Here is a 25265-nt window from a genome sequence, read left to right as displayed (position 1 = left end):
CACAGCCCATGTCCTGAGATCCCAAATCACGGGATGACAGTATAAGTATTATCATGCTTCTAGTAAATCCGATGGATTACCGTCACCACGCTTTCCTCCGCTTCTAAAGCTATTAAGTTTTTTGGATCTAATAGGATGTTGTAACTTTCTTAAAGCTTTTGACTCGATTTGTCTTATACGTTCTCTAGTTACTTTAAATTGCTGCCCTACTTCTTCTAATGTATGGTCAGTATTCATACCTATACCGAAACGCATTCTAAGCACTCTTTCTTCACGAGGCGTAAGGGTTGCAAGTACTCTAGTGGTAACTTCTCGTAAATTTGACTGAATTGCCGCATCAATCGGTGCTACTGCATTCTTATCTTCGATAAAATCGCCTAATTGACCGCCGTCACTATCATCACCTACGGGATTCTCAAGACTTATAGGTTCTTTAGCTATTTTCATGACTTTACGCACTTTATCAAGCGGCATTGAAAGACGGTTAGCGATTTCCGTTGCTGTTGGTTCGTATCCGAGTTCATTAAGCATTTGTCTTGAAGTACGTAGTATCTTATTAATTGTTTCAATCATATGCACAGGAATACGTATAGTCCTTGCTTGATCGGCAATAGCTCTTGTTATAGCTTGTCTAATCCACCACGTAGCATAGGTAGAGAATTTATAACCACGGCGATATTCAAATTTATCCACCGCTTTCATAAGTCCTATATTACCTTCTTGAATTAAATCTAAAAACTGCAATCCTCTATTAGCGTATTTTTTAGCAATAGATATAACTAAACGTAAATTCGCTTCTATCATATCTTTTTTTGCTTGTAACGTTTGTCTCTCGCTTTTTTGTATAGTATTCACTAGTTTTTTAAAATCATTAACTAAAAGACCGGTTTTAGATTCTATAACTGATAATTCAGCAATCATTTGATCTATATAATCCGATTCTTTAGTCATTAACTCTTTCCAAGCAACTTTTTTATTTTTCAGCATTTTTTCTTTCCATGCTGCATTGATAACCGATCCTATATATTCATCAAGGAAATTTTGGCGAGTTACTCCATATTTTTCAGCAAGTTTTAAAAAAGTTGTTTCTTTATTAATTAAATTACGATTTATTCCATACATCTTACCTAAAATTTCTTCCGTTCTTTTAGAATTAAAATGTATTTCCGAAACTTCATTTATTAATAATTCCAAATTATTATATTTTTTGCTATTTTGTAAAACCTTCGGCTCAAAAGATTTCTCATAACATTTTTTAGCTTCAATGAGTAGCTCTTCGCAGATAAAAGCAATCTTTTTCATACGCTCTATAACATTAGGTAATATCTGCGTTTCTACTCTAGACATAGATAAGTGATTATCCTCATGCTCTTCTCCTTCGGTCTCACTACTATTTTCTTCATCATTTTCGGGTGTTTCGTCATGTAACATGTTAGCTTCTAAATCTATCAGATCACGTAGTAACATTTTTTCATTAACTAAATCTTCATACCATACTATAAAACAACGCATAGCAATAGGGCTTCTACATAAGGAAGCAGTCATTGTTTTATGTCCTTCCTCAATCCTTTTTGCTATTTCTACTTCATGTTCACGAGTTAAAAGATTGACTCCCCCCATATCCTTAAGATATAATCTTACAGGATCATCGGTAGTACCTATATTTTCTTCTTCTACCTCATCCTCAGGTTCATTATCAACATTGGTAGATAGCTTAAATTCTTCATCCATTCCGATATCAAGCTTAATTTCATCATCTTCATTAGATTCTAACATATCTACTCCTGCATCGGAAAATTTTAATATAGCTTCCTCTAATTGTCTTATTGAAGGATTTTTATTAAGAGGAAGAGCGTTGTTTATATCATCATAAGTGACCGGTATCTTTTTAGATTTAGCTTTTTTAAGTAAACTATCTATTTTATCTAGATCATTGTCTATATTGCTATTGCTCATTAAATACCTATATGCTTTTTTCTTTTAAAAGAAGTTTGAAATAATTAAGTTATCGTGTGATTAATAAAAGATTCGTTTAAAACTTGCAGTTCATTTGCAATCTTCAGAATTTCTTTTTTATATAATAAAACTTTTTCAAAGTCATGATTGTCAGTACTGTTTATGGTAACAGCGTATTCTTGTTGTAAATTTATTAGATAATATTTCTTATGTAGCCACTGCCATAATAAATCCAGTCTGATATTATTTTTATTAAATGAGATATCTAAAAACAAATTATCCGTTTTTGATAATAATAAAAAAATATCAAAAAAGCTAGTTTTTTCCACAATTGCAGTAATTTCACTTGCTTCTACGTTATTATCTATAATCTCGTTTAAATACCAATTACGGAATTCTTCAAGCGATTTATTATTAAAATTTAAATTTAAGATGAAATCTCTAATATCTTTTTCTTCAAGTATTATAGGAAATTTAACCAACAAAGCACAAAAAGCGTGTTCTAGTATTTCAAGCTCCGAATAGCCGTGACTTGAAATTATAGGAGTCAAATTTGAGTTTTTAGTTGTAGCTTTCTTCTGCGTTGTAACTAAATTTTGCCATATTTGATCTTTAAAAAACCTGTAATAACTTACTTTTAAATCACTATCCGATATTTTGCTGCAATAATTTTTTAAATTTTTTTCTAAATTAGCTTTTTCTTCCGCAGTTTTAAAACTCTTGCCGCTATACTCAATATGCCAAATCATTTCTGATAAGCTTATTCTTTTATCTATAAGCTTTGCAAAAAAATCAGCACCGTTTTTATTTACTGCATCGTCGGGATCAAGTCCGCTTGGTAACCTAATAAAAGAAATTTTCTTTTCACTATTAATAAGCGGTAATGCTAAGTTAATAGTTCTTATACTAGCTTTTATGCCTGCATTATCTCCGTCAAGACATAATATAATTTCATCGCCAGCACGCCATAATTTATGTAAGTGATTCTCAGTAACGCTAGTACCGAGACTCGCAACCGTTTCACTAAAACCTGCTTGATGTAGTGCTATAACATCAAAATAACCTTCTACTAAAATCGAATGATTTTTTTTATAGCTACTGCTTATCGCTTTATGCTCACCGTATAGAGTTTCACTTTTTTGAAATACTGTAGTTTCAGGTGAATTTAAGTATTTAGGCAGCCCCTCCCCTAGTACTCTACCGCCAAAGCCTACAATTTTATTGTAAATATTTCTAATTGGAATAGTAATACGGTTAGAAAATAAATTATATATTTCACCGTTTTCTCGCTTGCCGATTAGCCCTGCTTTACCAAGCTTTATAATATCTATATTTTTATCGTGAAAAAATTTTTCAAATTTATTATTCTTCGGGGCAAAACCTATTGAAAACTCTTTTACTGTTTCTTCGGTAATACCCCTTTCGTGTAGATAATGTAATATTTCAGGTGTTAATTGTGTCCTGAAAAACTTATTGGCGAGTTCTAAAATATTTAGAATTTCATCGGATTCTTCATAAAATTCTTTCTGTTTTGCAGTTAATTTCGGTATCTCTATACCGTAATCGATTGCAAGCTTTATAGCAGACTCATTATAAGATAAACCGCTAATATTAGAAGTAAATTTTATAACGTCACCGGCTGCTTTACAACCAAAACAATAGAAAAATCTCTTACTATTACTAACCGTAAACGATGGGGTCTTTTCTTGATGGAAGGGACATAAACCTATATAGTTACCGGATTTTCTAGTTAAAGCTACTTTTTGCCGCACTACATCCGATATGTTAATACGGTTTCTTAAGAACTCATAAAATTCCGGTGCAATTCTCATTATATTACAATATGTAGGAAAGAATAGCTGTAGAAAGACAATAAGAAAGCGGTATAGACAAATTATCGTTAATTCTCAAATCTTTTGAATAAAATTCAGCTACTGTAGCCCCTATGCAGCTTATAATAATAATAATAAAACTCGTATTATATCCTAAGTAGAAATACACTAATATACTTATAAAAATTGCAGAAGCTAAAAAGGTAATAGAACCGGCTATAGATTTACCGTTACCTAAGGTATTTCCTATTTTAACGCCGACAAGAGTCGCTAAACAATCTGAAATAATTAAAATCAACCACGAACAAATCACTAAATTTTTAGGAAAAAGAAGAGCAGTTAAGAAAAAACCGATCATCATAAAGCTAACGCCGCTTAAAGCAAAAGAACCGTTATTTTCTTCAAGCCTTATAACTTTTGAAAAAAATCTAGTTACAAATTCACTAATTTTTGCATTATTATGACGTGATACATCTAAATATAATGTAATAGCCGTTATTATAAATAATAATAACGTAATAGCGGTTCTTGGAATAAATAAATAAAGCAGCGGAAATATTATAGCCGATAGGTGGAAAATTTTACGCTTTTTCTCAAAGTCAAAATCTTTAATTTCCATAAGATTACTAATTTGTTGCTATTGTTATATGAGAAATAATGCCAACATCATTGCGAACAGTATTCGATGTCATTCCTGCTTTCGCAGGCATGACATAACAGAATCTGCTTAGACAAGGACCACTTGCAATGACGATATTTAGGCAATGCCAAATAATTAAAAAGGCTTATTTGACAAATTTCACTATTACAAATATACTTACTGAAATCTATATTATTGAAAATAGTATACTAAAATTACTAAATCTATACAATATAATTATGAATACAAAATTTCCTATCACCGCTAAAGGTTTTGAAAAATTAGAACACGAGCTTAAACATTTAAAACATGTAGAACGTAAAAAAATTAGTGCAGATATAGCCGAAGCACGAGAACACGGCGATTTATCCGAGAATGCGGAATATGAAGCGGCACGTGAGAAACAAGCATTTATAGAAGGGCGTATTAAAGAGCTTGAAGATATGACGGCAAGAGCGGAAATTATTGATATTGGTAAATTATCGGGAGATAACATAAAATTCGGGGCTACGGTTACTTTGATCGACGACGATACTGAAGAAGAAGTAACATATATTATTGTAGGAGAATATGAAGCTGATATAACTAGAAAAAGAGTTTCAATCGCTTCTCCTATAGCAAAAGCTTTGATTGGAAAATCGGTAGGTGATTTTGTAGAAGTTACAACACCGAAAGGATCTAAATCATACGAAGTAGTTACCGTTGAATATAAAGAACTAGAACTTTAATTTGATTTTTTTGTTACTATAAACGTTAACCGTATGGCTTGTTATGTCATTCCCGCCTACGCAGGAACGACATCGAGTAGGTTTTTCGATCCATGCAACACCCCCTGCTCCTTGCAATGACGATTTGGGTATCAACAACGCAGGTATGACATTATTAATTACTTCTTCTTAAACATCTCGAGCATTCTTTTTGTTACTATAAATCCGCCGAAGATATTTATAGAAGCAAGCAGCGTTGCAAAATACCCTAGTAGACTGGGAAACCCAAAAGCAGAGCTACTTGCAGCAATCATAGAACTAAGAACTATAATACCTGAAATAGCGTTAGTAATAGACATAAGCGGAGTATGGAGTGCAGGCGTTACTTTCCACACAACATAATAGCCCATAAAAAAAGCTAATACAAAAATAGTTATAGCAAATACTAGCGGATCTATAGTACTTGTGTTTGTTTGCCAACTAGTATCCATTACCAAATCTTTTAATTTATCTGATAATTCTTGGGTATTATGGGCAATTTCAGCAGCCTGTTTAGCCATCATCGGTAATTGATTCATATATTTAATTTCTCACTCACAATTTTTCCGTCTTTAGTAATCAACATCTCACGTACTAACGCATCATCCATATTAAACTTACCATCTTGCAATGCATAGGTTAGAAAATTATACAAATTCTTAGCATATAATTTTGAGCTGTCGGTAGCAATTTTAGTAGCAAGGTTTGATAAACCTATTATGGTAACTCCGTGCTTAGTAACGATCTTATCCGGTTCTGAATCTTCCACGTTCCCGCCTGTACTAGTCGCTATATCAACAATCACTGAGCCACGCTTCATAGATTCTAGCATTTTTTCCGTAACAAGCAGAGGTGCTTTTTTTCCCGGAATTTGTGCAGTAGTAATCACTATATCATATCCTTTAATAATTTTTGCTAAAAACTCTTCTTGTTTAGCTTTATAATCTTCCGAACTCTCGTGAGCATAGACTGATTTATCTTGTAAATCCTCCTGTAATTCCGGTGAAACAAACTTAGCTCCTAAGCTTTCTACCTGCTCTTTGGTAGCAGCTCTTACATCATATCCTGCAACAATGCTACCAAGCCTTTTTGCCGTTGCAATAGCTTGAAGACCGGCAACACCGATACCAAGCACTAAAGTTTTACACGGTGAAATTGTCCCTGCTGCCGTCATCATCATAGGAAAAGCCCTTGTATAATGATAGCTTGCTTCAATTACCGCTCTATAGCCTACTAAGTTACTTTGAGAAGATAAAGCGTCCATATTTTGAGCTTTAGTAATTCTCGGCACAAACTCCATAGCAAAAGTCGTAAGGTTTTTTTTAGCTGCTGCTTTTATATATTCATGATTTAAATAAGGCGATAATAATCCTACAATAATTGTTCCTTTTTTTGCAAATTCAAGCTCACTATATTTATCCGTAACGGATGAAGGTTGCACCTTTAATATAATATCAGCATCAGAAATAATTGCGAGTGGTACCGAAGATATTTTAGCACCTAGAGCAACATATTCTTCATCAAGAAAACCGGCATGAAGCCCTATATCTTTTTCTACCATAACCGTATAGCCTTTTTTGACTAACAATCCTGCTACTTCAGGAGTTATTACGGCTCGTGTTTCATGCTTGGCTTTTTCTTTTAAAGCAACGATTTTCATAAATACTAATTATATTTTGCATTAACTGAATACATAAGGTATTTTAAACATAATTTAAAATATAAAACAACGAAAATGAAAAAAATATTTTTTCTAATCATTATTTATCTTTTTGTGAATTCAAGCTTAACATTTGGGGCAGATGATAAAACAACTATTTCGGAACTAAAAACTTATCTACGTAAGATAAAATCGGTTGCGATAGATTTTACTCAAGAAGATTCGTATGGTAAAATAGTTAAAGGAAAATTACTGATCCATAAACCTTATAATTTTAGATGTAATTATTATCCTCCTTTCCCTTTAGTTATAATAGGTACTAAAAATTTCGTATCGATGTATGATTATGATATGGAGCAAGTAAGCCGTATTAATAGAAGCGAAAATACATTTAATTTTTTATTAGAAGATAATGAGCATTTTGACAAGGATTTTATTTTTGAAGCGGTAATTAACGCAAGAAATATTTCTAAAATTACTATCTATCATACTCTAACGGAAAAACGTAGCGAAATTACTTTTAATAAAGCTACTCAACAAATTGAAGCATTAAAAATATTTGAAGATAATAATATAGTCACTATTACTTTTGATAAAATAGCTAAAGTACAAAAATTTTCCGATGATTTGTTTAAAATAAAAAACCCTGAAATATTCGGTCCTCCTAAAAGATTAACAAAATCGGAAATAGAAAAAAAATATATTGTTTCTTGAAAATAAACAGGCTATGTTAATTATGCTAGTAGTGGGCATTGTACCTGTTTAGTCGGTCAGGTCTGAAAGGAAGCAGCCAGAGTGGGATTCGATGGGTCATTACTAGCATTATTCTAATTTTGATGTCATTTCTACAGCAAGGCGGCTCGTTTTATGTCATTCCCGCGAAAGCAGGAATTCTCAGTAAAACATATACAAAATAAATTTTTTATAAAGTCTTATAACTATCGTGCTAGATATAAATTCATCAAATCAATATATTCCTTTTGCAAGGAAATATCGTCCTAGTAACTTTGCCGAGCTTCAGGGGCAAGAGGTATTAGTCAAAGTTTTAAGCTATACTATTTTAAACGATAGGCTCGCCGGAGGCTATCTTTTAACAGGTATTAGAGGAGTCGGTAAAACTACTTCCGCCCGCATTATTGCTAAAGCCGTCAACTGTTCTGCTTTAATTACCGAAAATACGACTATTAAAACATGCGAGCAATGTACGAATTGCATCAGCTTTAATAATCATAATCACCCTGATATAATCGAAATTGATGCGGCAAGTAAAACTAGCGTAGATGACATACGTAGAATTATGGAATCCGCCGAGTATAAGCCCCTACAAGGTAAGTATAAAATCTTCATTATTGATGAGGTGCATATGCTCTCTAAAGGGGCATTTAATGCACTTCTTAAGACACTGGAAGAACCACCACCTCATATAATATTTATCTTTGCAACGACGGAAGTACAAAAGATACCTGCAACTATTATCTCAAGATGTCAACGTTATGATTTAAGGCGGTTGAGTTTTGAAGAGATTTTTAAGCTACTTGAATATATAACTAAGCAAGAAAATTTAAAAACCGATATAGAAGCACTAAGAATTATAGCTTACAAATCGGAAGGGTCGGCACGTGATGCAGTCTCTATTTTAGATCAAGCAGCTAGTATGTCGGTGAAATCTGACAATATAATTAGTCCTCAAGTAATTAATCAAATGCTTGGGCTTGTCGATAGTTCGGTTATAATAGAATTTGTCGAATGTATTATCTACAGAGAGACGGAAAAAGCTATAAATTTAATAAATAAACTTTACGGTTCTTCGGTTAATCTTGAGATTTTTATAGAATCGGCATCAGATTTTATTGCTTATCTTAATAAAGTAAAAATGTTACCTAATTATAGTTTGCCTATATATGAATCATTTAATGATAGAACTAAAAACATATTAGATAAAACCAGCTTGCCGCACTTATCAATCTTATGGCAAATATATAATAAGGGAGTAGGAGAAATAAAAATTTCCTATAACCAACTAACAGAAACGGAAATGTTAGTTATAAAATCTATATATTCGACGTCCTTGCTTACAGATTTTGACGGTAATAATCAAAATTTAAATCAATCAATTAATCCGGAAAAAAAAAAATTTGAAATTGTAGATTTTCTTGAATATTTATATAAAAATAATGAGATAGATATATATTATTTCCTGCTCAATCATATGGAACTTAAAAATCTCAGTAATAATAGATTAGAGTTCGTAAGTCTTGAAGTTACAAGCAAAATAAAAAGACAGATAGACGATTTGTTAGCTGCTTTTACTAATGAAAAGTTTGAGATAGTAATAATAAAAGAGCAGAACAAGCAAACCTTAAAGAATCAGTTAATTGGTAAGATTGAAGCAAGTAACGATTTTGGTTTAATTAAAAAACATTTCCCAAATATAACAATTTCGGATATTTTACTTAAAAGCTAAAAATATATAGGATAGAATTATGGTAAATTTTAATCAGTTTTTAAAGCAAGCCCAATCAATGCAAAAGAAAATGCAAGAAGCTCAAGAGCAAATGGCAAATGCAAGATATACCGGTAAAGCCGGCGGCGGACTTGTTGAGGTTATTGCAACCGGTAAAGGCGAAGTTGAAAAGATTTCAATTGATGAATCTTTATTAAAAGCAGAAGAAAAAGAAATGCTTGAGGATTTAATTAAAGTTGCCTTTAATGATGCTCAACAAAAATGTGATGAAGATTCTCAAAATTCTTTATCAGGAGCTTTAAACGGTATAAGATTACCACCAGGCTTTAAAATGCCGTTTTAACACGGCTCTTATGTCATTCTTGCAAAGATCGTGTTGAGTGGATACAAGTCGTCATTGCACGCGAACGTTAGTGAGCGTGGCAATCTCAGGAATTCTTCCCATTGCTTCGTCAATTTACTATTGTAAATTTCCTCGCAATGACGGAAAAACTGCTCCACGCAACAACGTCTTTAGTCGCTTAGCTCATGACAATTTGGTATCCATATTTATTCACAAAATATCATCACAATAAGATGTATTACCCCCAACATCTCGTTAAGCTCTGTTTGCACTATCTCAGGCAAAACTTTAAGTTTCTCTTTTTATATTTGATATTCTTCATTGTTGTCATCATTATATATTTATTTATATTTCAATAGCGTTTTATCCCTATTTTATCCTTAAGAGAAGGGGTAATCATATCGTTTAGTTTATCTAATTTTTCTTTTTGCTCTTCTGTTAGCTCTTTTTTACTGATTTCTAAAAAATTTTTCAAATTACAAGCATCTTGTAGATAAAGTTTAACAACATCAATATTATAATCTTATTATTGACAAGTTCTTTGATCTTCTTAATGTCTTCATTGTAAATAGCATTAAACAAATTGATTTCGTCATATTTAGATTTATACACAAAACCCCTTTTACTTAAAAAAGGCATGTTAGCACTTTTTGATATAAAGGCCAAGAAATAGTTAATAATTTAACTATTTCTTAATAAAAAGGAAATTTATAAAAAATAGACATCTTTCCAAAGCAATTTATAGAGAGAATTTAAAGGATACACGGAAGCACTTGCCACTCACTGCAACATACATAGACATACGTGAAGATTAGGGATTAGGATCGACGTACAAATTGCCTTTAGAAACAAGTTATGCAAGAAGTTTAATAATTCAAGATCAATAAATCCTTATCAATCCTGAAACCTTTGAAACGCTCAAGTAGCGACATACCAAGAAGCGAAATATCAAGGTCACCAAGACCTACATGTCCTTTGATGTTCTTAAATTCCTTACCTATTACTACACTATTTAAGGTTATAGGGGCGGCTTTATTTTCGCCGTTAGCTGTTAGATAAGTTCTAGTATATTTTAATTTAGTTAAGTCAAAGCCTAATTTTTGAGCATCTTCTTTAGTTAAAGCTATATCACTTGCCCCTGTATCTACCATAAATTTTATTTTAACGTTATTTACAAAAGCATTGATATAAAAATGCCCGTCTCTGTTACGGGCTATAATAATTTCTCCGACTTCAGTAGACCATTTATATGATGGAATTAAAGCAAACATTACCCTATGATAAGCGTAGTTCAGCTCAAACCTAAAAGCATAACCGGTTATTATAACTAAGAAAATTACTGCCCACATTGCTAATTGCAAACAAAATCTGCGTATTTCATTTTGGCTAATAGTAATATAAATTATACTAAATAATATTAATAATGACGCACAAAAACTCCCTATATTTTGTGGTGCTTTAAAAAATTTTGGATAATGTTGATTGATATATTTGTATAATAAACCGGTTACAATTACGGTGCTACAAATGATAAAAATAAGTTTTATGAGTTTTTTATTCATATAATATACTACAAGTAAATAAAGAATAGGTATACGAAGTTCTATCTGAGTATATAAATTTTAATCTATATAATCAAACCAAAGTCCCAACCCATTTTTAAGTGGAAAACTACCTTCTTGGTTCACTAGAATAATAATTCCAAGTTCTTCTGACGGTATAAAGCCAATAAAAGAATTAATACCGTTAATTATATAGCCTGAGTGAAAAATTAAATCCTTATTTGAGCATCCTTTTACTTTAAGAATACGCCATCCAAGAGCATAATATGACTCAATCATTTTTTGATCAATAGGCCAAATCGGTTACCATTTAAATCCAAAAACATCTTTGTTTGATTTTACTATTTTACACATACGATCTAAAGTACTTTTAGCAATAAGATTCGGTTTATAACCAAAACTAAGTGTGAATATTTCAATCATTCCATCTATCGATGCAAAAATACCGACAGATGCAGGTACCGTCTTTGGGTAATAAGGCGGAAACGACAGCAATGTTATTACCTCCTGTCCGTCTATTATTGCTTTAGAATGCGGATAAGCAAGTTGTACATTCGGCCCTAACGGTAATATTTGTATATCTTGCGTTTTAAGCGTTGTACGCAAATTATCTATTGCAGCATTTAAACTTGATTTTTTACAATTTAAAGCTTCTTCAAGTAAACTAAAATATGTTACTATACTTATAGCATTGCCCGGGTTTACAACTAGCTTGTTGTTTTTTTAACAACGTTGCTCAATTTCAATATTTCCTGAGAATTGATAACCTGTTGTATGGCTTAAAATATTATTAAGACTAATAGCATTTTTAGGTATGGTAATTTGAATTTTTCATCAAAATCTCAACTTTCTTGATCTACCATTAATGCAATTACCGTTGCTGAAACAGCTTTTGAAACCGATGCTAAAGGAAATAAAGTTTTATCCATAAATAACTCCACTATTACCTTTCTGATTTCCAAACGTTGTTTTATAAATAACTTCACCTTTGTATAAAATTGCAATTGCTCCTCCTTGTAATTCAAGCTTTTTAGTTTTTGCGGTCATTATACTCATGTCTATGCCAAAACTGTACGATATAATAATAGTAACATTATACTAAAAAATAGGATAAGCTTTTTATTCATATGACGATATTATTTATTGATTCTATGTCATTCCTGTGAAAGCAGGAATCCAGCTTTCTAAACAAATTATATACTAATTAACCACTATTGCCTTTTCTTTATCTTTTAATCTAATAGTAGCAAGCTCTAATAAATATTTGTTATCTAAAGCTTCAATAATTTGCTCATATAATTCAGCTGGAATTAGATAAGCAGTCGGTTTATTATGATTTAATAAGGCAACAGGCTCACCACTTGCCTTATCCAATAATGCAGTAGGGCTTTTTTTTAAATTCTGATATACTAACTGCTAGATTTGCATAAATATGTTCCATTATTGACTCCAAGTAAACGAAGAAAGTTATACGAAGATCAACTTGGAAAAGGGCAAGGAGTCTACAAGACTAGGAGCGGAGCGTATCCTTAATACATGGCTACCTGCGAACTTATTTAGACGACGTAGCCAGTTTTTTTAAGTTCATTGAGGATACCTATAATTAATACTAATTATAGGCTATCATTTTATCTTTATCAAGAAAATCACCTTAAATCGCCGATATTCTTTAAAAACAACCTAGCTCGATGCGATGCCGGTTTATTAAAAAAATCCTCAGCAGGCTGATTTGCTAAAATCTGTCCTTGATCCATAAAAATAACACGATCCGCTATTAATTTTGCAAACTTCAAATGGTGCGTAACCACTACCATGCTCATTTGATCTTTTAATAAATTTATATTCTCTATAACATCTTTAATATTTTCAGGATCGAGTGCCGAAGTCGGTTCATCAAATAACAAAATTTTCGGCTTCATCATTAAAGCCCTTGCTATTGCGGTGCGTTGCTTTTGCCCTCCTGATAGGCTTGCCGGATATGAGTCAAATTTTTGCGTTAGCTTAAATTTTGCAAGCAATTCTTTTGCCATAGAAATTGCCTGTTCTTTTGGCAAATTTAAAACATTTACCGGCGTATAGATTAGGTTTTCTCCTACCGTTAAATGCGGGAATAGATTAAAATTTTGAAAAACCATACCAACTTTTAAAAGAAGCTTTCTTCTATTTTTAAGCAGTAGCTTCTTCCCGTCTACCAAAAAAGTACCGCTACTTGGTTCTTCTAAATTATTTAAAATTCTAAGCAGAGTAGTTTTACCGCTTCCCGAAGGACCGATTATTACAGTAGTTTCCTTAGTAGTAAAACTTAAATCAATATTCTTAATTGCGTAATTCTTGCCATAACGCTTACAAACTTTTTCTAAAATAATCATAAACTAAACCGTAAATTTATAACCATCATAAAGCGGCTTAACGTTATTTGGAAGCATTTTCGTAATCTCATGATAATCTATCGTGTGTCTCATATTGGTTAATAATATCTGCTCAGGTTTATATTTTTCACGCCATTCTAGAACTTTATCAAGCCCTGCATGATTCGGATTTGATTTATAATCCATACAATCTAATATCCATATTTTTATATCTTTTAAAAATTTATCTGATTCAGGAGGAAAATCGATTAAATCGGGCGAATAAACGAAATCACCTATACGTAAGCCCAAGCTATCTATAGGACCGTGATGCTGTCTAAAAAATTGTATTTCAATAGTATTAATCTTAATTTTATCAAAAAAACTAACAGATTGAGTTGTGAACAGTCGCCCAAGCTTAAATAACTTATTGTTAAATAGATAATCAAATTTTGTATGGAGCTTTGCCGTACTATCGTGATCTGTATAGATTTCAAATGGCTTGCCTTGCATAAAAGTAAATACTCGTAAATCATCGATGCCGTTAACGTGATCGGAATGATAATGTGTTAATATAGCACAATCGAGCTTATTTATCTTTTCTCGTAATAGTTGATTTCTAATATCAAAACCGAAATCAACTAATATTTGACTATTTTCATCGTTAATATATATTGCTGATCTAGTTCTTTTATTGTACTTTGAAGGAGATGTGCAAGTACTACAATCGCACCCGATCACCGGTACGCCTATAGATGCTCCACACCCAAGTATTGTTACTTGTAACATAAATATTTAAAATAATGTTTGAAGTTTTTTATAATTTTTGCAGCTTAAATCAAGAAATATTCTTATTTTTGAATAAAATTACTAATATCGGCTTTATACCTTATTTTTTTAAAATAATTTCGTTTTGTTTTAATATCGCTAATTTCGCTTTAATATATATTTTATACTGTAAATATTTTTATATTCAATTAAAGAAAACCAAAAATGATAAGAAGCGGCAAAATAAATTCTGGCACAATTATAATAAGTTAGTTGAAATCGGTATAATATACGGGGTATTCGGTTTAATTTTTACCGCTCTTAAATTTTCAGTTAATTTCCCTCGCCCTTATTGCAGTCTTCCTGTAGATAGTTTCATGACCATAATAAATACTGCAAACGAAAGATGCTTTTCAAGCTTTCCAAGCAGCCACGCAGCTCTTAGCGTGTTAGTAACGTATTTTGCTTGGAATTATATAAAATTACCATTAAAAATCTTAATGATTTGTGTTATTATGCTCGTGTCTTTATCTCGCATAAGCCTTGCTATGCATTACCCAAGTGATATAATCTACGGCATTATTATTACATTTATAACAATACTGATAGGTAAGTTAATTTATCGCATCTTTGCAAATCATATAATAAGAAAGATCGGGGATTTTCTATTAATGAGGCAGTAATTAAGAAAAAACATATAAAAAACTTGTTTTTTAATCTTGAAAGTTTTTAATATGCACGCTACAATGTAGCTACATTATTGAAAGAAGATTTTTATGTCTGCTGATTCTATTGTGCGAGCCCGTATTAATGAAGACGTGAAAGAAGAAGCAGCTTTAGTGCTTGCTGCTATGGGACTTACTTTATCTGATGCTGTTCGTATGCTGTTATTTCGTGTTGCTCGTGAAAAAGCATTGCCGTTTGAGCCACTTATCCCAAATGATGAAACAATTAAAGCTATGAAAGCTGCAAGAAGCGGCAAATTAGTTCATGTTGGTAATATCAATAATTTGTTATCTGATTTAAATGAGAACGATTAAACGTACTGCACAGTTTAAACGTGGAATAAATTTGGATGATATTTTACTGAAAGCAGTTAGATACTTAGTTGCTGATATAACATGACCTATACATATGAGAGATCATGCCCTTATAGGTAATTGGAAAGATTGTAGAGATTATCATATTAAACCGGATTTAGTATTAATTTATAGAAAACCCGATGCTGACACATTGGAGTTAATAAAATTAGGTTCACATAGTACACTTGGTTTTTAATTATTTTGAAATGAACCAGGAACGAGTTCCCCCAAAAACCGTCTAACCATCCATAGTACTGGACAGTTTTTGCAAAGCATTTGATGTCGCTCCTAGCTAAAAACGAGAATGACATCAAAAAACCAAACAAACATTATGCTACTATACCGAAAATACTTTATAAAAAATATCTTACCGCTGCTTATAGTCGTTACTTTTTCAGTGACTAGTATAGTATGGATAACGCAAATATTAAAACTTTTATATTTATTTGATAAAGGTATAAAAGTTATGGACTTCTTCAGTTTAATAGTTTTAGTACTTCCTACTTTATTATTTATTCTGTTACCGGTAATAATGGTTATTACCGTGATCTATATCTATAATAATTTAAAAGTTGAGCGACAATTAATTATATTACAAACTTCAGGAGTTAATAATGTACAGCTAGCACTGCCTGCTTTATATGTCGCATTAATAGTTATGCTACTTGCTTATTATATATCTTCTAACATCCTGCCGTTATCTCATATAAACTTAAAATCACGTTTAAACTTTATAAAGAATAATTATATCTCAAGTATGATTGAAGAGAAAACTTTTAATAAAGTAACGAAAGATATCACTGTTTTTATAGATAAAAAATCAGCAGGAAATATTATGAACGGCGTAATAATATTTGATAATCGCAATGCTGATAACCCATCAGTAGTATTTGCGGGTTCAGGTACTCTTAATATATATGATAATAGCCCGATTTTTGAACTTAATAAAGGCATAAGACAAGAATATGACGTAAACGGTAATTTAACTCAGTTAACTTTCGATTCTTTAATGATAAAACTGCAAAATGATAATCCTTTAGTATCGCAAAGAACTAAACATAATAAAGAAGCAAACGAATATTATATAAGCGAATTACTTGCCCCTCCTCATGATTTAGCTATTACTAAAAAAATTAAATTAATTGCTGAAGCACATCAAAGAATAATTTGGCCTTTATACAATTTTGTATTACCTTTTGTAGCACTTGCAGTTTTTTTGAGATATCCTTATAGCAAAAAAACAACTTTTATGCCGGTATTATTTTCTGCCTTAACAGTATTGCTAGTTACTTCAATTCATTTTATGTTACAAAATTTGGCTTCAAAAAATCTAGATTTTATTTTTGCTTGTTATTTCAATTTGGTTATTGCTTTAACGATCGGATTATATTTATTTGTACGTAAAAGAATATAAATTTATTAGACTACTTTATTCCAAGCTCCACGAGGATTTTGAGTAAAACAATCTATTTTGTTTTCCTGTCCGGTAAATTTATTTATTTTAACTGTTAATTCTTTTAAATCTTCCGGTAAATCAGTTATTATAATTATCCTTTTGAAAACTCTTATATACTCTTTTGCTTGTAAAATTTTTCCTATATCTGTAGGCGAAATAATAACAAGCACACTAGCATTATTAGGATTTTGTAACTCATCAGTAATATAAATCGGCTGTTTTTCAGGCTGCGGGTCAAGTTTACTACCGTGAGGTATAAATTGCTTACGTGAATAAGTCCAAAGATTTTTATTGAGCATTTCTTGTTGATCTGCATCTGCAGTTAATATCACGCTTTTAAGATCAGAGTGATAGCATTTTTCTATCAGAAGCAATATCGATTTTAGAAGCAATTCATCGCTTGTTTGATAAATACTAAATTGCTGCATAAAAATTTTATGTTATTTTTTATGAGAAAATTTAAGTGGTACGGATGAAGGGACTTGAACCCCCACGCCTCACGGCACAAGAACCTAAATCTTGCATGTCTACCAGTTCCATCACATCCGCGTATGGTAATGCCATTCCTGTAAAAGGGTGGCCTTGTTGCATGGATTCTATGTCATTCCTGCCTCTGCGGGAATGACATCAAAGTATTTCCATCAAAAAGTTATAATACACATCATATAATTTTTGTAAATCGCTAATTTTTGTGTATTCGTTTATTTTATGTGCCGTTTCGGATAATAAACCAAACTCTACTAACGGACAATAATTTTTGACGAATCTTGCATCCGACGTACCGCCGCTTGTAGAGAATTCCGGCTTTATTTTAAGCGTATGCTCTACTACTTTAGCAAATTCTTTTATTTTATCGCTAGGGTTCTGAATAAAACTTTCAGCAGAACTACTATATTCTAACTTATAATCTACTTTATATTCTTTACAATGCTGTTTAATAATTTCTTCTACCTGTTTTGCTAAAGTTTCTGCACTATGTAAATTATTAAAACGTATATTGAAAGATGCTTCCGTACTTGCCGGAATTACGTTTGAAGTATTATTACTGACCTCGATATTCGTTACTTCAAGATTTGAACGTTGAAAAAATTCAGTACCTTCATCAAGTTTTATATTTGTTAACTCATTCAATATTATTATTAAGCAAGGCAATGGGTTATTTGCTTTATGAGGATAAGCTACATGCCCGCTTAAGCCTTCTATATTTAATTTAAAGTTAACACTTCCTCTTCTGCCAATCTTAATTGCATCGCCTATTTCTTTTTCACAAGTAGGTTCACCGACAATAGCAAAATTTATCTTATATCCTTGATCATAAATATATTGCAGCATTTCTTTAGTACCATGCTTTGCTTTTCCCTCTTCATCACTAGTAAGTAAGAAACTAATGGAACCTTTAAAATCGGTATTATTTTTTATAACATCTAAACTGGCAGCTAGAAAGCACGCTATAGCCCCTTTCATATCCACCGCACCTCTGCCATATATCTTACCATCTTGCTGGCTAACTTTAAATGGACTCGCATTATGCCAAAGCTCATGATTGCCTGCCAACACTACATCTACATGACCAACAAAGCAAATATTAGGCTCATTGCTACCGAAAACAGCATAAAGATTAGTGACTTGCTCACTTTTAGAATCACCGAATATTTTTATTTCGGTCTTAAAGCCGTGCTGTTTAAGCAAATCATTAATATACTCAATAGCCCCATCGCTCTTAGGAGTTACAGACTTAAAACCAATCAAATCTTTTAAGTAGTTAATGTACATCAATTATTGCCAAAGAGAATTTAATGTGGTTTTTAGTTTGTTTTCAAATTGTTTTATATAGTTTTTAAGGTTGTCAATCTTACTTTGATTATTATCAAGCTCTGTTACCATTTTTTGCTGTTCTTCAAGAGGCGGGATAGGAATTTGTAAATCCTCTAAATCTTTCAAATAAACGTGAGTTTGACCTGATCCAGCTTGCTTTTGGTATATTATATTTTGCTAAGATTTTAACATATAATATAGATATTTAGTTAACAATAGTTTTTCATTAATTGAATAGACTACGTTACAATCTGAAGTCCACATTGGTGCATTTATGATACCAAATATATCCAGCATATGCTCCCGATGAAGAAATAGTGATTATGTTATCGTTAAAATTATATTGATTATGTGAATAAGGACTAACCCGACCAGATGCTATTACTGGAATATCTCCCTTAATTGCAGTATTAATGTTAATCATTTTACCTTTTTTACCTACTATTAATGTTGTATACTCCTTATGCTCAAGAGATAAAATATTACTTTTTAATTTATTGATAACGATATCGCCAAATTTAACAATTTCCCATTGTTTATTTATTTCAAAATAAGGATGCCAATTATCTATTATCTGTTTTGCCCCCTCTATTATCTTTTGATAGCTATTCAATTCTTCAATAATTTTCTGTTGTTTTTCTAGAGACAGAAGAGGAATATAAATTGAGTTTATATGTTCTCTATTTAAACCAGGCTGAGCACCTTTATTATAAGCTAAGTTCTTATTAAATTCGATTTTGAATTATATCGCTATTTAAACAATAAAATAAATAAGATTGATGTATAATATTCGGTTTCCCTCTAAAAATATAAACATGTTCATTAACCATTACTTCTATTTGCGGTAAAATTTTATCATCTACAAAACACACTTTACCCGTTAATACTCCGTCTTTACACATTAAAATATCATTGCCTGTTTAAATCATTTATAACGACAATTTTTCTTTTTTTATTGTCTAGACGTAACGCCGATATTCTTAACCTCATAAAACCAATATTCTTTTCGATTATTCGGTTTATGTATATCGATAAAATAAAGTATTGACGTTTTTACTCCTGTATAAGGTAAAAAAGTACCTTACGGTAGAGAGATAACGAGTTGCAGCTTTGCTTTTGATAGTAAAAATTGACGAACAGCAGCGGTGTCTTCTCTGAATAAGAATCCTTCAGGTACTACCAATGCCATTCTACCACCCTCTTTTAAATTTTGCAGGCAATGCAAAACACAAGCAGCATCACCGTTATTTTTTGCAATGCCGTTATTAAAAAGAGAAGTTATATGATTTTCTGTTATAGTTTTGCCGTTTTTGCTAGTTTTTTTAGTGATAGTTTGAGAAAATGGCAATTAGTAACAATTACATCAAACTTTAACTGCTGATCAGTTAAGGGTTTAACATCATTAGGGTTCTCAAGACTATTTATTTGCTGAATTCCGCTATGTCCGTCACCATGCAAAATCATATTCATCTTAGCGATTCTAGCGGTTTTGGTTAACTCTCACCCATATAATGTATTAAATCTTAATTTTTCTAAATCTTCATCGGTATTAATTATATTATTTTCTTTGATATAATTAAAAGCTTCAGTTAAGAACCCCACCAGTACCGAAAAAGGATCATAAATTGTTTCTTTAAATTTAGGATCAACCAAATTAATAATGGTTTTAACGATATTTCTCGGTGTAAAATATTCACCTAAACCATTTTTCCGTTGATGTAGTTTTTTCTAAGAAATACTCGAATACGTCGCCTTTTATATCTGTATCTATCGTAGATAAAATAAGAGGATCAATTGCATCGATAATGTGGCGGGTAATTGCCTAGAGAAATAGGCGTAAAAACATCACCGCCGTATTTATTCTTAATTTGTTCTATAACATAGCTATTAATGTAACCGATAATATCATCGTTTGATTGTGCTTTGATATTATTCCACCAGGATTTTTCGTTGTTTTCACTTAGTAATTTTAAGAATAATATATTTGCAAATTCGCTAAATCTTTCTATTTCTGCTCGGAGCCCTTCATTTCTTAAAAGATTATTCAAGTTTTTAAATATTGATATTAATTCTTCACGTGATATTTTAATTTCTTTCGGTATAGTCCAAACTTCATTACTGCTTACTTCTAAAAAAGCAGATAATAATTCTTTTTCATGTAGTAATTCCCTTACTTCATCACCGATTTAATATAAGCTCTTTATTATTAGCAACAAAACGAGCTTCGCAGTAAGCTCCATTCATTGCGAACACTATAGGTACATCAAGCAATTTTGCATATTCCGTTGCTTGATCTAAAGCTTGCCTTAAATCCACTCCTGCTTTTTTGCTTCTATTATTGCAATAGGTTTATTATTATTACTTTCATATAAGATATGATCAGGTCTTTTTCCGTTTAATCTTGTCTGTTCTATTTTTGATTTTGGTTTTTGGAAATAAACATTCTTTTTAGTATCATTATCTATATGCCATCCCTTATTTACAAGGTTATTGCTGATAATCCATTCAATCCATTCGGTTTGCTGTTCTGCTAACATAAGAATTGCTTAGATATTTTTTGTAATTAATAATTATATCTTCTTACACTTATTATACAAGTTTATAAAAGTACAAAAAACAACTTTTATAGAGTTAGTTAATGACGGTCTCATGACTTTCTTCTTTTTATTAATAGGTTTAGAGATGAAATTTCACCTAGTAGAAGGTGAACATAAAAATAAAAAAACTAATATTACCTGCAGCGGCAGCCCTTGGAGGTGTGGTAATTCTAATATACATGTTTTCTAATTACGATAAACCGGGATTACTAAAAGGATGGGCTATTCCTATCGCAACTGATACTGCTTTTGTCCTTGGTATTTTATCTTTTTTCAGCCGACATATATCTTTAGAATTACGAGCTTTTATTATAGGTTTTTCATTAATTGACGATGCTTTTGCGTTAATTATGCTAGTTTATACTAAAACAATCAATACTCCGGCATTATTAATTTCCTCTATAATTATATTCATCTTGTTTATATTGAATTATCGACAAGTTAAACAATTATTTTATTATATAATTGTAGGTTTATTATTATGGATTAGTATGGTGGAATCAGGTATTCACGATACCTTATGCAGAGCCATTATAGCACTTTTTATACCTGTTAATATAAAAGGAGAATTTAACACTTCTTTTAAAAAACTTGAAAACTTAACTCGTCCTTTTGTAAATTACTTTATTTTACCGTTTTTTGTATTTATGAATTCCGGTATCCTTTTAGAATATTTTGCATTTAAAGGCATTTGTTCCAACTCAATACTTGCTTTAATTTATGGGATAATATTTGGTTTATTTGTAGGTAAGCAATTAGGTATTATGCTATTTTCATATCCATTTGTAAAATTTAAACTCTGTAACTTACCAAGTGATACTTCATGGTTAAAATTTTATTCTATAGCTATACTTGGAGGGATTGGATTTACCCTAAGTTTATTTATAGGTAGTATTTTACGTTTGAGAGCAGCTGCCCTTCAAACTCTATGAGAGCTGCAGTAATAATAGACTCTTTAATTTCTGCATTATTTGGCGTAGCCGTTCTGAAAAATATTGTACTGGAAAAGAGTAAAGAAGAAATTAAACGAGTATACTCATTAAATAACGATGATAGGATTTTAATAACACATCATATTTTTGTTTGGAAAAAACAGGATATGGTACTATATAGATATTATTAGAAGAAGGAATCGCTTTTTCAAGCTTATTTAGCATAAAAGGCATATTATAATTATGCTCTACTAAAATTATTGAAGTAAGATGGTAAGTTACAATAAAATCAACCACTTTCTTAATATTATCTTCTTCAGACATTATTTTATTCGGAGCAAATATTACCTGCTGTTCTATAACATTACGTTCCTTTAACAAAATTTTTAATTGCTCTGTAGATTCTATACCAGTAATAAATAATATAGGTGCATAACCTGCCTTAAGCCAAGCAATACCGGTTTCAATTTTATGTTCTCCTCCTGCAAATACTATTATTGCATTAGTGGTATTACTATTAAGCTTATAAGAATTTATTAAATATAAATAACCAAAACCACCGACCCAAAGAGCAAAAATTGTGAGTAAAAATTTTCTGATCATTTAAATATTTTATTAAATTCAGTTTGAATAATTTTATCAAATTCAGACATTTCAACATGAACCCCTAACTGATTTAAAGATGTTACTAAAGAATTTTCAAGTCCACAAGGAATAATCCCACTAAACTTACTTAAATCTGTTGAAATATTTATAGCTACACCGTGATATGTAACCCATTTTCTTACTCTAACACCTATTGCAGCAATTTTAGCAAATTCATCTTTCCTTACTTTTACCCAAATTCCTACTTTATCTTTAATAATATATGCTTTAATTCCAAAATAATTTAAGCTATTTATAATCCATTCTTCAAGCATTTTTATATATAGCTTTAAATCTTTGTGTCGATTTGGTGAAGCTAAATTAAGAATTGGATAAATAACACGCTGACCCGGTCCATGAAAAGTAAATTTACCGCCACGTCCTGTGTAAATTACCGGAATATCACCGTAATTTAATAATTCTTCTTGTTTATAATTAGTACCGGCTGTATATACTTCCAAATGTTCCACTAAATAAATAATTTCCGGCTCATGATCACTAATTACTTTGTTAACGTAATCTTCCATTAATTTCAAAGTAACTTGATAATCCGCAAAATCCGGTATAGTTATAAATCTTATCATATTAATTCAGATTTATATTTCAATATTAATGCATCTAAAATTGCTATGGTTTCAGCATCCAAATCGCCAGAAAAATTATTAGGACGAAAATGCATTTGAAACGAAATTATAATATCTTTCATTTTAGAATCTAAAATTTCGGTAACTTCAAGTTTATAACCGTATGTAATAAATTTTTGCTGAATTGCTGCAATATCGGTTATGTCGACTTGCGGCAATAGATCGTTAAACACCTGTTCATCATACCAAGCTCCAATATCGTTATCATATAATAGTTTCCAAGGAAATAGCGGGCCAGGGTCCTGTTTTCTACCTGGAGCAATATCAGAATGCCCAACTACTCTAGTAGGTTTAATCTCATATCTAGCAATAATCTGTTTACACAAACTTATAACACTATTAATTTGCCTTTCCGAATAGGGTAGCCAAACTATATCATTGTTTTCTGCATTTACTTCAAAAGCAGGATTTACGATTTCAATACCGATTGATGTATCATTAATACGCTCATGACCTTGCCAGTAACTTACTCCAGCATGCCATGCTCTATCACGCTCTTCTACTAATTGAAATATATGTTCAGGGTTTTCATTGTTTATTAAATAATGGCTACTTAACTTTTCACCGGTTAGAAAATCTAAAGACTGCTTAAAATCACACTGTGTATAATGTAGCACTAGGAATTTAATACGTTTATCAAATCCCACAGCTCTATAAGATGTTTTATCGATTACTATCATATATAAAAACTTTAAAGGATGTCACTATTGTATGTTTTTTTCTATATAATTCTTGTGAAAGCTTACTTGCATGGATCGGTAAATCATCATTGCGAGAAGAATTACACAGTAATTCGATGAAGCAATCTCAGGAAGTGTGTTATTATTTCATGAGATTGCCACGCAGCCTACGGCTGCTCGCAATGACGATTTGGTATCTATATAAAGATAGTTCCAGTATGACAAGAAAAATTTTGATGGTGCCGGATATCGGATTTGAACTGATGACCTACCGCTTACAAGGCGGTTGCTCTACCACTGAGCTAATCCGGCATATTAATATGATTATAGAGAAGAGATATGTGCTGTCATACCCGTGGCTCGACCACAATATCTAGAAAAATAACTTGTAATAGTCAAATTTGCTAAATCCCGCAATCAAATAGCGGGAGATGACAGGGACTGAATTGATCCACACAGTCAATGCCTGCTCACAATAAGTAAAAAGGAAGCTAAAGAAGCTTAGTTTATAGTGTATTTTCATCATAAACTAAGCTTCTTTAGCTTCCTTTTTACTTATTCTAGCTTTGCGGTTTTTTGCTTTCACTTCCATTTCCTTTTTAACTTTCTCAGGAAGAGTAACACCCGCTTGCTCAATAAATTTTGTGACTCGCTCAGTTGGTTTAGCACCGGTGCCAAGCCAATATTCTATACGATCTTTTTTTAAAATAACACGCTCACTATTATCTGAAGCAAGCATTGGATCATAAATTCCGACTTTTTCTAAAAAGTCACCGTCACGAGGTGCTGTTGCATTAGCTACTACTACACGGTAAAAAGGACGCTTTTTAGCACCACCTCTAGCTAAACGAATTTTTACTGCCATATTATATTACTTACAATTATTTTATTTTTTCTTCTTTAAAAAGAACATGTTTTCTAACTACTTTATCATATTTACGAAAAGAAAGCTTCTCGGTTTGGGTCTTCGGATTACGTTTCTTTACCCAAAAAACACCTGTGCCGGCAGTACTTACTAGCCTTACCAAAACATTTTTATTTTTCTTTGCCATTAGCTGACACCTTAAATCAAGATATTATTTTATTATTCTAAGA

The 25265-nt window shown here is 31.5% G+C and carries 33 protein-coding genes, 2 tRNA genes, 1 other RNA gene and 4 pseudogenes; 11 read left to right on the top strand and 29 right to left on the bottom strand.

Annotated elements, in window-relative coordinates; genetic code table 11:
* Window positions 1-51: 51 nt before the first annotated feature.
* Genes rpoD through ABVF33_RS06290 form a run of 3 tightly spaced genes read right to left on the bottom strand, consistent with a single transcriptional unit; the run spans window position 52 to window position 4407 of the window.
* The gene (gene rpoD / locus ABVF33_RS06300) at window positions 52-1956 is read right to left on the bottom strand and encodes an RNA polymerase sigma factor RpoD (RefSeq protein ID WP_499706692.1); all 1905 of its coding nucleotides are present in this window, start codon (window positions 1954-1956) and stop codon (window positions 52-54) included.
* A 44-nt stretch (window positions 1957-2000) separates the two neighbouring features.
* A complete protein-coding gene (gene dnaG, locus ABVF33_RS06295; RefSeq protein WP_499706691.1) occupies window positions 2001-3788 on the bottom strand; it encodes a DNA primase in 1788 nt (595 codons plus the stop codon).
* Window positions 3789-3792: 4 nt separating this feature from the next.
* A complete protein-coding gene (locus ABVF33_RS06290; RefSeq protein ID WP_499706690.1) occupies window positions 3793-4407 on the bottom strand; it encodes a diacylglycerol/polyprenol kinase family protein in 615 nt (204 codons plus the stop codon).
* Between the two features lie 260 nt (window positions 4408-4667).
* On the opposite strand from ABVF33_RS06290, the gene greA reads away from it, so the two are divergent.
* On the top strand, window positions 4668-5156 hold the full coding sequence (gene greA, locus ABVF33_RS06285; RefSeq protein ID WP_004997127.1) for a transcription elongation factor GreA: 489 nt from the start codon (window positions 4668-4670) through the stop codon (window positions 5154-5156).
* A 158-nt stretch (window positions 5157-5314) separates the two neighbouring features.
* On the opposite strand, the gene ABVF33_RS06280 is transcribed toward greA, so the two are convergent.
* Together ABVF33_RS06280 and ABVF33_RS06275 are read right to left on the bottom strand one after the other, a co-directional pair.
* Window positions 5315-5713 (bottom strand): NAD(P) transhydrogenase subunit alpha part 2, encoded by a 399-nt coding sequence (locus ABVF33_RS06280; RefSeq protein WP_499706689.1) that lies wholly within the window; start codon window positions 5711-5713, stop codon window positions 5315-5317.
* A complete protein-coding gene (locus ABVF33_RS06275; RefSeq protein ID WP_499706688.1) occupies window positions 5710-6834 on the bottom strand; it encodes an NAD(P) transhydrogenase subunit alpha in 1125 nt (374 codons plus the stop codon). The genes ABVF33_RS06280 and ABVF33_RS06275 overlap by 4 nt, the downstream gene beginning before the upstream one ends.
* Window positions 6835-6909: 75 nt before the next feature.
* Between ABVF33_RS06275 and ABVF33_RS06270 the strand changes: the two genes are divergently transcribed.
* From ABVF33_RS06270 to ABVF33_RS06255, 4 genes are all read left to right on the top strand, one after another.
* Window positions 6910-7548, top strand: coding sequence for an outer-membrane lipoprotein carrier protein LolA (locus ABVF33_RS06270; RefSeq protein ID WP_499706687.1), 639 nt, complete (start codon window positions 6910-6912; stop codon window positions 7546-7548).
* 20 nt (window positions 7549-7568) lie between these two features.
* An RNA gene (gene ffs, locus ABVF33_RS06265) (signal recognition particle sRNA small type) lies at window positions 7569-7662 on the top strand.
* 115 nt (window positions 7663-7777) lie between these two features.
* On the top strand, window positions 7778-9298 hold the full coding sequence (dnaX, locus tag ABVF33_RS06260) for a DNA polymerase III subunit gamma/tau (protein WP_499706686.1): 1521 nt from the start codon (window positions 7778-7780) through the stop codon (window positions 9296-9298).
* Between the two features lie 19 nt (window positions 9299-9317).
* The gene (locus ABVF33_RS06255; protein ID WP_499706685.1) at window positions 9318-9641 is read left to right on the top strand and encodes a YbaB/EbfC family nucleoid-associated protein; all 324 of its coding nucleotides are present in this window, start codon (window positions 9318-9320) and stop codon (window positions 9639-9641) included.
* 352 nt (window positions 9642-9993) lie between these two features.
* On the opposite strand, the gene ABVF33_RS06250 is transcribed toward ABVF33_RS06255, so the two are convergent.
* Entirely contained in the window at window positions 9994-10116 is a 123-nt protein-coding gene (locus ABVF33_RS06250) for a hypothetical protein (protein WP_499706684.1), read from the bottom strand.
* A 322-nt stretch (window positions 10117-10438) separates the two neighbouring features.
* Here ABVF33_RS06250 and ABVF33_RS06245 point away from each other — a divergent pair.
* Window positions 10439-10513: pseudogene (locus ABVF33_RS06245) on the top strand (palindromic element RPE1 domain-containing protein); the annotation flags it as partial.
* On the opposite strand, the gene ABVF33_RS06240 reads toward ABVF33_RS06245, so the two are convergent.
* The 7 genes and pseudogenes from ABVF33_RS06240 to ABVF33_RS06210 form a co-directional block, all read right to left on the bottom strand.
* A complete protein-coding gene (locus ABVF33_RS06240) occupies window positions 10508-11203 on the bottom strand; it encodes an aspartic protease APRc (RefSeq protein WP_499706683.1) in 696 nt (231 codons plus the stop codon). The pseudogene ABVF33_RS06245 and the gene ABVF33_RS06240 overlap by 6 nt on opposite strands.
* 60 nt (window positions 11204-11263) lie before the next feature.
* Window positions 11264-11482, bottom strand: coding sequence for a serine hydrolase (locus ABVF33_RS06235; RefSeq protein ID WP_012151443.1), 219 nt, complete (start codon window positions 11480-11482; stop codon window positions 11264-11266).
* A 24-nt stretch (window positions 11483-11506) separates the two neighbouring features.
* Window positions 11507-11809 (bottom strand): hypothetical protein, encoded by a 303-nt coding sequence (locus tag ABVF33_RS06230; protein WP_499706682.1) that lies wholly within the window; start codon window positions 11807-11809, stop codon window positions 11507-11509.
* Window positions 11810-12045: 236 nt separating this feature from the next.
* Window positions 12046-12207: a hypothetical protein gene (locus ABVF33_RS06225; RefSeq protein WP_499706681.1), complete on the bottom strand. Its 162-nt coding sequence runs from the start codon at window positions 12205-12207 to the stop codon at window positions 12046-12048.
* A gap of 196 nt (window positions 12208-12403) precedes the next feature.
* Window positions 12404-12644, bottom strand: a pseudogene (locus tag ABVF33_RS06220) (type II toxin-antitoxin system Phd/YefM family antitoxin).
* A 205-nt stretch (window positions 12645-12849) separates the two neighbouring features.
* Complete coding sequence (locus ABVF33_RS06215) at window positions 12850-13572, bottom strand: amino acid ABC transporter ATP-binding protein (protein ID WP_499706680.1); 723 nt, start codon at window positions 13570-13572, stop codon at window positions 12850-12852.
* A gap of 3 nt (window positions 13573-13575) precedes the next feature.
* Window positions 13576-14340, bottom strand: coding sequence for an MBL fold metallo-hydrolase (locus ABVF33_RS06210; RefSeq protein ID WP_012737067.1), 765 nt, complete (start codon window positions 14338-14340; stop codon window positions 13576-13578).
* A 14-nt stretch (window positions 14341-14354) separates the two neighbouring features.
* Here ABVF33_RS06210 and ABVF33_RS06205 point away from each other — a divergent pair, with 14 nt between their 5' ends.
* From ABVF33_RS06205 to ABVF33_RS06190, 4 genes are all read left to right on the top strand, one after another.
* Window positions 14355-15002: a phosphatase PAP2 family protein gene (locus ABVF33_RS06205; protein WP_499706679.1), complete on the top strand. Its 648-nt coding sequence runs from the start codon at window positions 14355-14357 to the stop codon at window positions 15000-15002.
* Window positions 15003-15095: 93 nt separating this feature from the next.
* Window positions 15096-15359, top strand: a complete 264-nt coding sequence (locus ABVF33_RS06200; RefSeq protein WP_012151450.1) for a type II toxin-antitoxin system RelB/DinJ family antitoxin — start codon at window positions 15096-15098, stop codon at window positions 15357-15359.
* Window positions 15360-15453: 94 nt separating this feature from the next.
* On the top strand, window positions 15454-15597 hold the full coding sequence (locus ABVF33_RS06195; protein WP_499706678.1) for a type II toxin-antitoxin system mRNA interferase toxin, RelE/StbE family: 144 nt from the start codon (window positions 15454-15456) through the stop codon (window positions 15595-15597).
* Window positions 15598-15732: 135 nt separating this feature from the next.
* Window positions 15733-16815: an LptF/LptG family permease gene (locus ABVF33_RS06190; protein WP_499706735.1), complete on the top strand. Its 1083-nt coding sequence runs from the start codon at window positions 15733-15735 to the stop codon at window positions 16813-16815.
* A 5-nt stretch (window positions 16816-16820) separates the two neighbouring features.
* Here the strand turns inward: ABVF33_RS06190 and ABVF33_RS06185 are convergent, their stop codons facing one another.
* From ABVF33_RS06185 to ABVF33_RS06140, 10 genes and pseudogenes are all read right to left on the bottom strand, one after another.
* Window positions 16821-17285, bottom strand: a complete 465-nt coding sequence (locus ABVF33_RS06185) for a DNA polymerase III subunit chi (RefSeq protein ID WP_004997101.1) — start codon at window positions 17283-17285, stop codon at window positions 16821-16823.
* Window positions 17286-17321: 36 nt separating this feature from the next.
* A tRNA-Leu gene (locus ABVF33_RS06180) sits at window positions 17322-17406 on the bottom strand.
* 78 nt (window positions 17407-17484) lie between these two features.
* Window positions 17485-18630, bottom strand: coding sequence for a succinyl-diaminopimelate desuccinylase (dapE, locus tag ABVF33_RS06175; RefSeq protein ID WP_499706677.1), 1146 nt, complete (start codon window positions 18628-18630; stop codon window positions 17485-17487).
* 3 nt (window positions 18631-18633) lie between these two features.
* Entirely contained in the window at window positions 18634-18798 is a 165-nt protein-coding gene (locus ABVF33_RS06170; RefSeq protein ID WP_231287711.1) for a restriction endonuclease subunit S, read from the bottom strand.
* A 118-nt stretch (window positions 18799-18916) separates the two neighbouring features.
* On the bottom strand, window positions 18917-19285 hold the full coding sequence (locus ABVF33_RS06165; protein WP_499706676.1) for a hypothetical protein: 369 nt from the start codon (window positions 19283-19285) through the stop codon (window positions 18917-18919).
* A 112-nt stretch (window positions 19286-19397) separates the two neighbouring features.
* Window positions 19398-19574 (bottom strand): restriction endonuclease subunit S domain-containing protein, encoded by a 177-nt coding sequence (locus ABVF33_RS06160; RefSeq protein ID WP_499706675.1) that lies wholly within the window; start codon window positions 19572-19574, stop codon window positions 19398-19400.
* Between the two features lie 179 nt (window positions 19575-19753).
* Window positions 19754-20331: pseudogene (locus ABVF33_RS06155) on the bottom strand (HsdM family class I SAM-dependent methyltransferase).
* 131 nt (window positions 20332-20462) lie between these two features.
* Window positions 20463-20720 carry an SAM-dependent DNA methyltransferase gene (locus ABVF33_RS06150; protein ID WP_499706674.1) on the bottom strand — a complete coding sequence of 86 codons (258 nt, stop codon included), beginning with the start codon at window positions 20718-20720 and terminating at the stop codon, window positions 20463-20465.
* Window positions 20721-20850: 130 nt separating this feature from the next.
* Entirely contained in the window at window positions 20851-20988 is a 138-nt protein-coding gene (locus ABVF33_RS06145) for a hypothetical protein (RefSeq protein ID WP_016728405.1), read from the bottom strand.
* Window positions 20979-21209, bottom strand: a complete 231-nt coding sequence (locus ABVF33_RS06140) for a hypothetical protein (protein ID WP_499706673.1) — start codon at window positions 21207-21209, stop codon at window positions 20979-20981. The genes ABVF33_RS06145 and ABVF33_RS06140 overlap by 10 nt, the downstream gene beginning before the upstream one ends.
* Window positions 21210-21321: 112 nt before the next feature.
* Between ABVF33_RS06140 and ABVF33_RS06135 the strand changes: the two are divergent.
* Window positions 21322-22201 (top strand): annotated as a pseudogene (locus ABVF33_RS06135) (Na+/H+ antiporter NhaA).
* A 90-nt stretch (window positions 22202-22291) separates the two neighbouring features.
* Here ABVF33_RS06135 and ABVF33_RS06130 read toward each other — a convergent pair.
* The 6 genes from ABVF33_RS06130 to rpmG all read right to left on the bottom strand — a co-directional run bounded on the left by ABVF33_RS06130 (window position 22292) and on the right by rpmG (window position 25222).
* Window positions 22292-22804: a YdcF family protein gene (locus ABVF33_RS06130; RefSeq protein WP_499706672.1), complete on the bottom strand. Its 513-nt coding sequence runs from the start codon at window positions 22802-22804 to the stop codon at window positions 22292-22294.
* Entirely contained in the window at window positions 22801-23430 is a 630-nt protein-coding gene (gene lipB / locus ABVF33_RS06125; RefSeq protein ID WP_499706671.1) for a lipoyl(octanoyl) transferase LipB, read from the bottom strand. The genes ABVF33_RS06130 and lipB overlap by 4 nt, the downstream gene beginning before the upstream one ends.
* A complete protein-coding gene (locus ABVF33_RS06120; RefSeq protein ID WP_499706670.1) occupies window positions 23427-24170 on the bottom strand; it encodes an N-acetylmuramoyl-L-alanine amidase in 744 nt (247 codons plus the stop codon). Before ABVF33_RS06120 ends, lipB begins: the two co-directional genes overlap by 4 nt.
* 237 nt (window positions 24171-24407) lie before the next feature.
* Window positions 24408-24482, bottom strand: a tRNA-Thr gene (locus ABVF33_RS06115).
* 217 nt (window positions 24483-24699) lie between these two features.
* Window positions 24700-25035 (bottom strand): 30S ribosomal protein S16, encoded by a 336-nt coding sequence (gene rpsP, locus ABVF33_RS06110; protein ID WP_499706669.1) that lies wholly within the window; start codon window positions 25033-25035, stop codon window positions 24700-24702.
* A gap of 16 nt (window positions 25036-25051) precedes the next feature.
* The gene (gene rpmG, locus ABVF33_RS06105) at window positions 25052-25222 is read right to left on the bottom strand and encodes a 50S ribosomal protein L33 (protein ID WP_004997072.1); all 171 of its coding nucleotides are present in this window, start codon (window positions 25220-25222) and stop codon (window positions 25052-25054) included.
* Window positions 25223-25265 lie beyond the last annotated feature (43 nt).

The sequence above is a fragment of the Candidatus Rickettsia barbarica genome, assembly GCF_041477405.1.
In the GTDB taxonomy this organism is placed as follows: domain Bacteria; phylum Pseudomonadota; class Alphaproteobacteria; order Rickettsiales; family Rickettsiaceae; genus Rickettsia; species Rickettsia rickettsii.
Note: the sequence above shows the minus strand (reverse complement) of the source record. Positions and strands in the feature narration are given on the sequence as shown.